Source organism: Betaproteobacteria bacterium, from assembly GCA_016791345.1.
Taxonomy (GTDB): Bacteria; Pseudomonadota; Gammaproteobacteria; order Burkholderiales; family JAEUMW01; genus JAEUMW01.
Window position 1 is genome coordinate 1 of record JAEUMW010000191.1, and the last position, 7,043, is coordinate 7,043.

At 67.2% G+C, this 7,043-nt stretch carries 7 protein-coding genes; 5 read left to right on the plus strand and 2 right to left on the minus strand.

Features of this window, described 5'->3' with window-relative positions:
* The 5 genes from JNK68_07270 to JNK68_07290 form a co-directional block, all read left to right on the plus strand.
* The coding region (locus tag JNK68_07270; protein ID MBL8540157.1) for an alkaline phosphatase at positions 1-516 on the plus strand (516 nt) is incomplete at its 5' end.
* A gap of 57 nt (positions 517-573) precedes the next feature.
* Entirely contained in the window at positions 574-1,290 is a 717-nt protein-coding gene (locus JNK68_07275; GenBank protein ID MBL8540158.1) for a hypothetical protein, read from the plus strand.
* Positions 1,291-1,470: 180 nt separating this feature from the next.
* Positions 1,471-1,638 (plus strand): hypothetical protein, encoded by a 168-nt coding sequence (locus JNK68_07280; GenBank protein MBL8540159.1) that lies wholly within the window; start codon positions 1,471-1,473, stop codon positions 1,636-1,638.
* A 117-nt stretch (positions 1,639-1,755) separates the two neighbouring features.
* Complete coding sequence (locus JNK68_07285) at positions 1,756-3,693, plus strand: DUF47 family protein (protein ID MBL8540160.1); 1,938 nt, start codon at positions 1,756-1,758, stop codon at positions 3,691-3,693.
* 14 nt (positions 3,694-3,707) lie between these two features.
* Positions 3,708-5,366, plus strand: coding sequence for a pyruvate, phosphate dikinase (locus JNK68_07290; GenBank protein ID MBL8540161.1), 1,659 nt, complete (start codon positions 3,708-3,710; stop codon positions 5,364-5,366).
* A 21-nt stretch (positions 5,367-5,387) separates the two neighbouring features.
* Here the strand turns inward: JNK68_07290 and JNK68_07295 are convergent, their stop codons facing one another.
* Positions 5,388-6,578, minus strand: coding sequence for a DUF2252 family protein (locus tag JNK68_07295; protein ID MBL8540162.1), 1,191 nt, complete (start codon positions 6,576-6,578; stop codon positions 5,388-5,390).
* Between the two features lie 102 nt (positions 6,579-6,680).
* Positions 6,681-7,043 (minus strand): hypothetical protein (locus JNK68_07300; protein ID MBL8540163.1); only part of this gene is annotated, 363 nt, incomplete at its 5' end.

The window sequence follows — 7,043 nt, forward strand, 5'->3', positions numbered from 1 at the left end:
GACACCATCGAGTTTGCCCGGGGGATCAGGAAGGCCTACGAGATGACCGACCCGCGGGAGACCCTCATCATCGTCACGGCCGACCACAGCCACGTCTTTACCATCGGTGGCTATCCGCATCGCGGAAATCCGATTCTGGGCAAGGTCTCCGAAGTGCCGCAGAAGGACGGCGATCCGGCAACGCTCTCCAAGGATCTGCTGGGCCTGCCCTACACCACGCTGACGTATGCCAATGGCCCGGGCTACACAGGCGCATCCAACGCGCAACCGGCCGGTCTCAAGACCTTCCCGCACAGTCCGGCCTCGTTTACCAACGGTGCCTTCCGGCCGGACCTGAACGGCGTCGACACGACCGTGCCGGCCTTCATGCCGGAGGCGGTCGTGCCGCTCAACTCGGAAACGCACGCAGGTGAAGACGTCGCGATCTACGCCTCCGGCCCGAAGGCGTATCTGGTGCACGGCGCGATGGAGCAGCACTGGATCTTTCACGTCATGAAGGAAGCGTTTGGCCTCTGACCCTTTCCTGACCGAGGGGCGCCATCGGGCGGCCCCTCCCGAAGCGGACTGTCGACAATGATCTGGAGAACCGTTACCGCCGGGATTGGTGTCGTGATGCTGGCCGCTGTCGCAGGAGTGACCCATGCGGGTGACGACGCGCCGGCACGGTCGATCGCGGCGAGATACGAGACGGTCGGCGTGGATGCAAACGGCCGTGTAACCGCGAAGTCCAACTGGTACCTCGTGCGCACGCCCGATCGCGTCGAGACCGCCGGCGAGGGGCGAGCGGAGATCTGGGATCGCTCGGAGCGTGGCGACGTCTCGATGCGGCGGCTCTTCCGCGACGAGCGTCTCATACTCGAATATCATGCCGGTGACTTGCGCGCGATGGGCATGGAGAGGGAGTGGCGCGCGCTCGGCAGCGTGATCGACCGCAATCTGCTGGCGAAGCTTGCGCGGGTGCGGGCGACCAGGGCGGCCGGTGGCCCCGTCGTCGTGTATCGAGGTGGTGCCGGCCACGACCGGATCGACGTGTGGTGGAACGAGGTGTTGGGCCTGCCGGCTCTCGTCAGGTGGACCGGCGAAGCGGGAAAGTACACGATCCAGCTCGTCGAAGCGCACGCCGCCGCACCACCCGGCTGGCCGCTCGCGAGCCGCTGGCAAGCCGACGAGTTCAGGGTGATCGACGCTGCCGACCTGGGCGACCTCGAGCACGATCCGGTGGTCAAGCGCATTCTGCGTGCAGATGCTTCCCGCAGGCCCGGCGATGCGTTCGCGCACAGACACGATTAACAGCCTGTTAAGGACGGGCCGACGCACGACGGACCACACACGCATTCGCGGCCACACTTGTGTCGCGGCAATGCGGCGCCCGGTTGCGGGGGTGGCTTGCCGCCGCCTGCGCGACACATTCCGGCAACGCAGAACGGATAAGGTGGAGAAGGCCATGAGGGCAGCTCAAGGAGGAGCAGCATGACATTCACAACGATCGACATCGACCCGACGCGTCGCTGTCTGGCCGGATGGGCAGCCGAACTCGACCTCACGAACGATCCCGAGGACGAAGACTTCGACGACGATGAGGACGAGGACGACGATTCCGACCGGCTGCAGCCCGGCTTCGATGCCGAGTGGCGCTGACGAAGGAGGGCGAGGGTGATCTGGCCGGCGCCAGTCCTTGAGGTCATGGAGGGCAGCCTTGGCAACGAAGCTGTCACATGAAGCGCTTATGCTTCCGCTTCTCCACCGTTATCCGCCATGACAGAGAAGCTCAAGATCGTCGGCGCGCTGGGCGAGGAAGCGCTCCTGCTGCCAACCCTCGTCAACGAAGCGCTGAGCGCAAACAACCGGGCGAAGTATCTCCTGTCGCTGCTGCAGACCGCGCGGGCGCGCGCTGACCGCCCCGACCGACCGTTCTCGAATCTGCGCGAGGAGCGGTTGGCGAGCGGCATCGATCAGACTGAACTCGACAGCGTCGTCGCGGGCAGCCGGCGCAACCCCGAAGCCCTCTATCTCATCCCGCACTCGGAGGAGATCGTCCACCGCGCGCTCGATGCCGTGCGCGAGATGATCGTCCCGCTCGAGGCCGTGGCGGACGGCGATGTCGCGCACGACTATCTGGCGCGCTTCCAGGTGCTCGCGGCGACGCCGGTTCCCGAGGACGACCTGATCGAAGGCGCGTGCATCGACGACATGACGCGTGTCGACCGCGATCGCGGTGACACGCTACACCTCCTGGTCATGGATCTGCACAAGGAACTGAATGTGCTGCAGGCCGCGCTCGCCACCGAGACCGTCGACGGCGCCATGACCTACGGCCTGGAGCCGGAAGACCGTGTGCTGGTGGCGGCCTTCATGCGCGGGGTCAACCGCACGGCGTCGCTCAAGTTCGATCACCCGGGACTGGGCACGACCGCGACGCGCGCGGGCAGTCTGGTCGTGATCCAGAACGATATCGGCACCACCGACGCTCACGTCATCGTGGTGCGCATCGCCGGGCTCGGCGTCACGACGCTCTACTCCGACGTGCACCTGCAGCGTCTGACCTTCCTCGAATCGCTGTTCGGCAACTGGAATGTCAGATGGGACGACATCCTCTCGCGCAAGGACAGCGCGATGGAGGATGGTCTCTATCACCTGTGCGTTGCGCGCTACGAGGCGCGCGATCGGGCCGACCTCGAAGCGTTCCTCGCGTTCCTCGGTTCGCGTCTCGTGTTCCTCATCGACTGGAACAAGGCGCGCAAACGGCTGCGCGGCCTGCTCGGCAAGAGCGAGGTGCAGGAGATCCTGAAATGGGCGGCCGACGAGGAGATCGGCCACATGGGCTTTCTCAAGTGCGGCGGCGACGAGCTGATCTACCGCGCGCTTGCCGTGGCGGCCAAGGGCGAGTACCGGCCCGGCATGCAGTTGCAGGATCTCTTGTCACGGGACCACGCGCGGCAGCTCGTGCAGTTTGTCTTCCGCACGGCGACGGAGGGACTGCGCCAGGGCACGCAGCTTTCGCTGATCGAGGACGAAGTCGCGGCAGAACTCGCGCGCTTCTTTCGCGGCGCCGAGGCGCGCCTGCTCGAGATGGCCGCGGACCACGCCGCGCTCGTCTGGGAAGTAGCCGCGGGGGTGCGCGACACGCTCATGCGCGGCCGCCTGCCCGACTGGCCGGAGCAGTTCCGGCGCAACGCGGTGCGGGCCAAGGCCTGGGAGTCGCAGGCGGACGAGCTCGTGCAGTCCGCGCGCGCGGCGCTTCGCCGCAGCAACTCGGGCGCATTCGTGTCGCAGCTCATCGAAGCGGCCGACGAGGCGGCCGACTGCCTCGAAGACGCGGCGTTTCGCCTGACGACGCTGCCCGAGGATGGCAGCGGTGATCTCTGCCGTCAGCTCGAAGGTCTCTCGCGGCTGGTGCTGTCCGCAGCGCAGGAATACGTCAAGGTCGTGGCGACGGCGCGGCTCGGCCGCGAAGGCATCCCGCGCGAGGACATGCAGGACTTCCTCGCGGGGATCTACCGCATCGTCGCCCTCGAGCACGAATGCGACGACGCCCAGCGCGCGACCGAAGCAGTGCTGGTGGCGAAGGCAAGCAGCTTTCGTGAACTCTACGTGCTGTCGGAGACCGGCAAGAATCTGGAGCAGGCCGCCGACGAACTCATGAGCGTCGCCCTCAGGTTTCGCGACCACGTGCTGGCCGAGGTGATGGCGTAATGAAGGAGTCCGCGATGAAGGAAAGAGCGTCGGGTCGCGCGTCTTCGGCCGTGTATCTGCTTGGCGGCAAGGGGCAACCGACGCGACTCGGCAGCGTCGATGAAATGGGCTTCAAGGCCTCCAATCTCGCCGCAATGGCGAGCGCCGGACTGCCAGTGCCGCAAGGTTTCGTGCTGTCGACGGGGTTCTGCCGAGACTACGAGGCAACGGGCGGGCGGGCGCCCGCGAACCTGCGCGAGGTGCTGGCAGAAGGCATCCGTCACATCGAACGCGAGAGCGCACTCGTGTTCGGTGGCCGGCGCAAGCCACTGCTGGTGTCGGTGCGCAGCGGCGCTCCGGTGTCGATGCCCGGCATGATGGAGACCGTGCTCGATGTCGGCGTGAACGACGAGACGGTGCAGGCGATGGTGCGCGCAACCGGCAATCCGCGCCTGGCGTGGGACTGCTACCGGCGTCTCGTCCAGAGCTTCGCCGAGGTCGTGCACGACTGCCCGCCGGCCCCGTTCGAGGCACGCCTCGCGCGCTGCCTCGACGACTGCGGTGCCGTCAGCACGCAGGAGATCGACTTTCGCAGCCTGTCGGCGCTGACTCACGATTTTCTTTCGCTCTTCGAGGAACAGACGGGGGCGCCGTTTCCGCAGGATCCGATGACGCAGCTCGAGGCGGCCGCACTGGCCGTATTCCGCTCCTGGCGCTCGCCCAGGGCGGCGAGTTACCGCCGGGCGCAGGGGCTCGACGACGCGATGGGAACTGCGGTGACGATACAGCGCATGGTGTTCGGCAATGCCGGGGGAATGTCCGGTGCCGGCGTCGCGTTCACCCGCGATCCCTCCACCGGCGAGAACACGCTGTACATGGACTTCCTGTTCAACGCCCAGGGCGAGGACGTCGTCGCAGGGCGGCGCACGGTCGGCGCGGAGCTGCCGCTCGGCCGGCTGCTTCCGGAAGCGGTCGACCACCTGGAGCGCGTGGCGCGCATCCTCGAGTCCCGCTTTCAGGACGCGCAGGAATTCGAGTTCACCATCGAGGACGGCGTACTCTATCTGCTGCAGACGCGCACCGCCAAGTGCACTCCGTGGGCCGCGCTGCGCATCGCGGTGGAACAGGTGGATGCCGGGCTGATCGAACCGCAGCAGGCGCTTACGCGGCTGGCGTCGATCGACCTCGACAGCGTGCAGCAGACGGATTTCGAGGATCCGCAGTCGATCGAGAAGCTCGCGTCGGCGACGCCTGCGGGCCTCGGCATCGCATCCGGGCGCATCGCGCTCGACGCGTCGACGGCAGTGCGCTGGGCGGCGACCGGCGATGACGTGGTGCTCGTGCGCGACGAGGCCGCAACGTCCGACATCGAGGGTATCGCGGCGAGCCGCGGCGTGCTGACCGCCGTGGGCGGGCGCACCGCGCATGCTGCCGTGGTGGCGCGCCAGCTCGGCAAGGTCTGTCTCGTGGGCTGCAGCGAGCTTGCCATCGACATGGCGGCGCGGCGCTGCCGCGTTGGCAGACGTGCGTTCGCCGAGGGCGACTGGGTTTGTCTGGACGCAAACGAAGGGCGCGTCCTGGCGGGGCGTCCGGCGCTCGTCGTGCGACGCCCGAGCGAATGGCTGCGGCGCGTCGAGGACTGGAAGGCCACTCTCCGGGAAACGGCGCAACCCGTCGCCCAGGCGCTGGCCTGAGGCAGAACGCCGCACCGGCCGTCACAGATCGGCGGCGCGGAACGCTTTCCAGTCTTCGACCACGGCGGGCACCATCTCGTCCGCGAGGCGCAGCAGATCGTGCTGCCAGCCGGCCTTGCTGCCGTATGCGATGAGTTCGTCCGCGATCGCCGAACCCTGGCGCCCGCCGGTGCGCAGATGGCTCCAGGCGACGACGTGCCCGAGCGTCACCATGAGCCGCTGCAACTCGTCGGTCTTCACGCCGCTGCCGATGAGCGAGATCTTGTCGGAGACGGGCTGTGCCTCCTTGAAAAGGAACGCCTTGCCTTCCATCTCGACCGCGCGCAGAAACGCGGGGGCAATGGCCTGGGCACGCCGCTGGACCTGTACGACACGGTCGGCTTCACTCTTCCATCGGGGCTGATCGAGCTTCAGATGCGGTTGCAGCGCCGACCTCGGCTGATGCTTGAGGTCGAGAAGAAGATTGCCGTCCGGTGAGCCGCGTCCTTCGATGAGCACCACGTAACGCTCGATGCCGAGACTGCCGGTTCCGGCGACGCGTCTCGCCGCGTCCAGGGGTTTGAAGAACCCCGGATCTGCCTGCTCCCGCGCAAAATCTCGCATGAACGCCATGACGCGCCGGCAATCCGCACGCGCTGCAGCGAGCGTGCGCTTGCCGTCGATCAGAAGCTTGCGCGTGCCGTGTTCGCGCGTGGTCCGGCTGTCCAGAAACTTCTTTCTGTCGCGGTGGCGGACGTTGTCCAGAAGGGTGCGCACGAGACCTTGCGCCGTCTCGCGCTCCACCCAGCGGGCCTTGCCGAGCGTGAGCGCATCGGCGTAGGCGGAAACGAGGGAAGATCCGAGGGCACGGCGCGCCTTCCCGCGCAGGCCCAGGCAGCGGGCTGCGATCAGCGCGCTCAGCACCAGTCTCAGCAGATCCCAGGTGCACGGCGCGAGCGCGCCCTCGTCGAAGTCGTTCAGGTCGAAATAGACCTGACGGTTGTCCGCCTTGTAGGTACCGAAGTTCTCGACGTGCAGATCGCCGCAGATCCACGCCGCAGGGGCTTCCCGCAGCACCCGCGCACGCGGCAGGGCATCGTAGAAAAGATGGCAGGTGCCGCGCAGGAAGGCCAGCGGGTTCGTGCGCATCGCCTGATACTTGAGCGTGAGCCGTTCCGGATCGCGCCCACGATTGAAGGCAGCGATGCGCTCGACGACACTCTTGCGTTTCATCCCGGGATCATGGAAGGTGCGGGTGGGGACCGGTCGCCAATCCCCCGGCGCAGCGACGAATTGCGGGCAAGGACAGATGTGCCGCGCGTCTTCGATACGTCTTCAGCACTCCGGCGGCGGGGTGACGACGTCGGCGCGCACCGCCGACAGCCATCGGGCGGCGCGTCGCCAGCGCGCGCGTGCGGCCTGCGCCGCAGCGTCATTCTCGCATGGATTCCTCCTGCTGGCCTTTCGCGCCTCGGTCACGAGCTCTGCAATGACGTCGGCGGCGAAGTCGATGTGACGGTCTTCGAGGGTCGCCATCGTGCTCAGTCGAAGCAGACCCTGGCCGTTCTGGACACTCGGCGGAACCAGGGCGTCCACATAGACGCCGCGTTCCATCAGTTGCTCCCAGACTTCGCGCGTCTGCGCCTCGCCGTCCAGCGGAATGGCGATGATGGGGCTCGCGCTGTGGGTGGTCAGCAG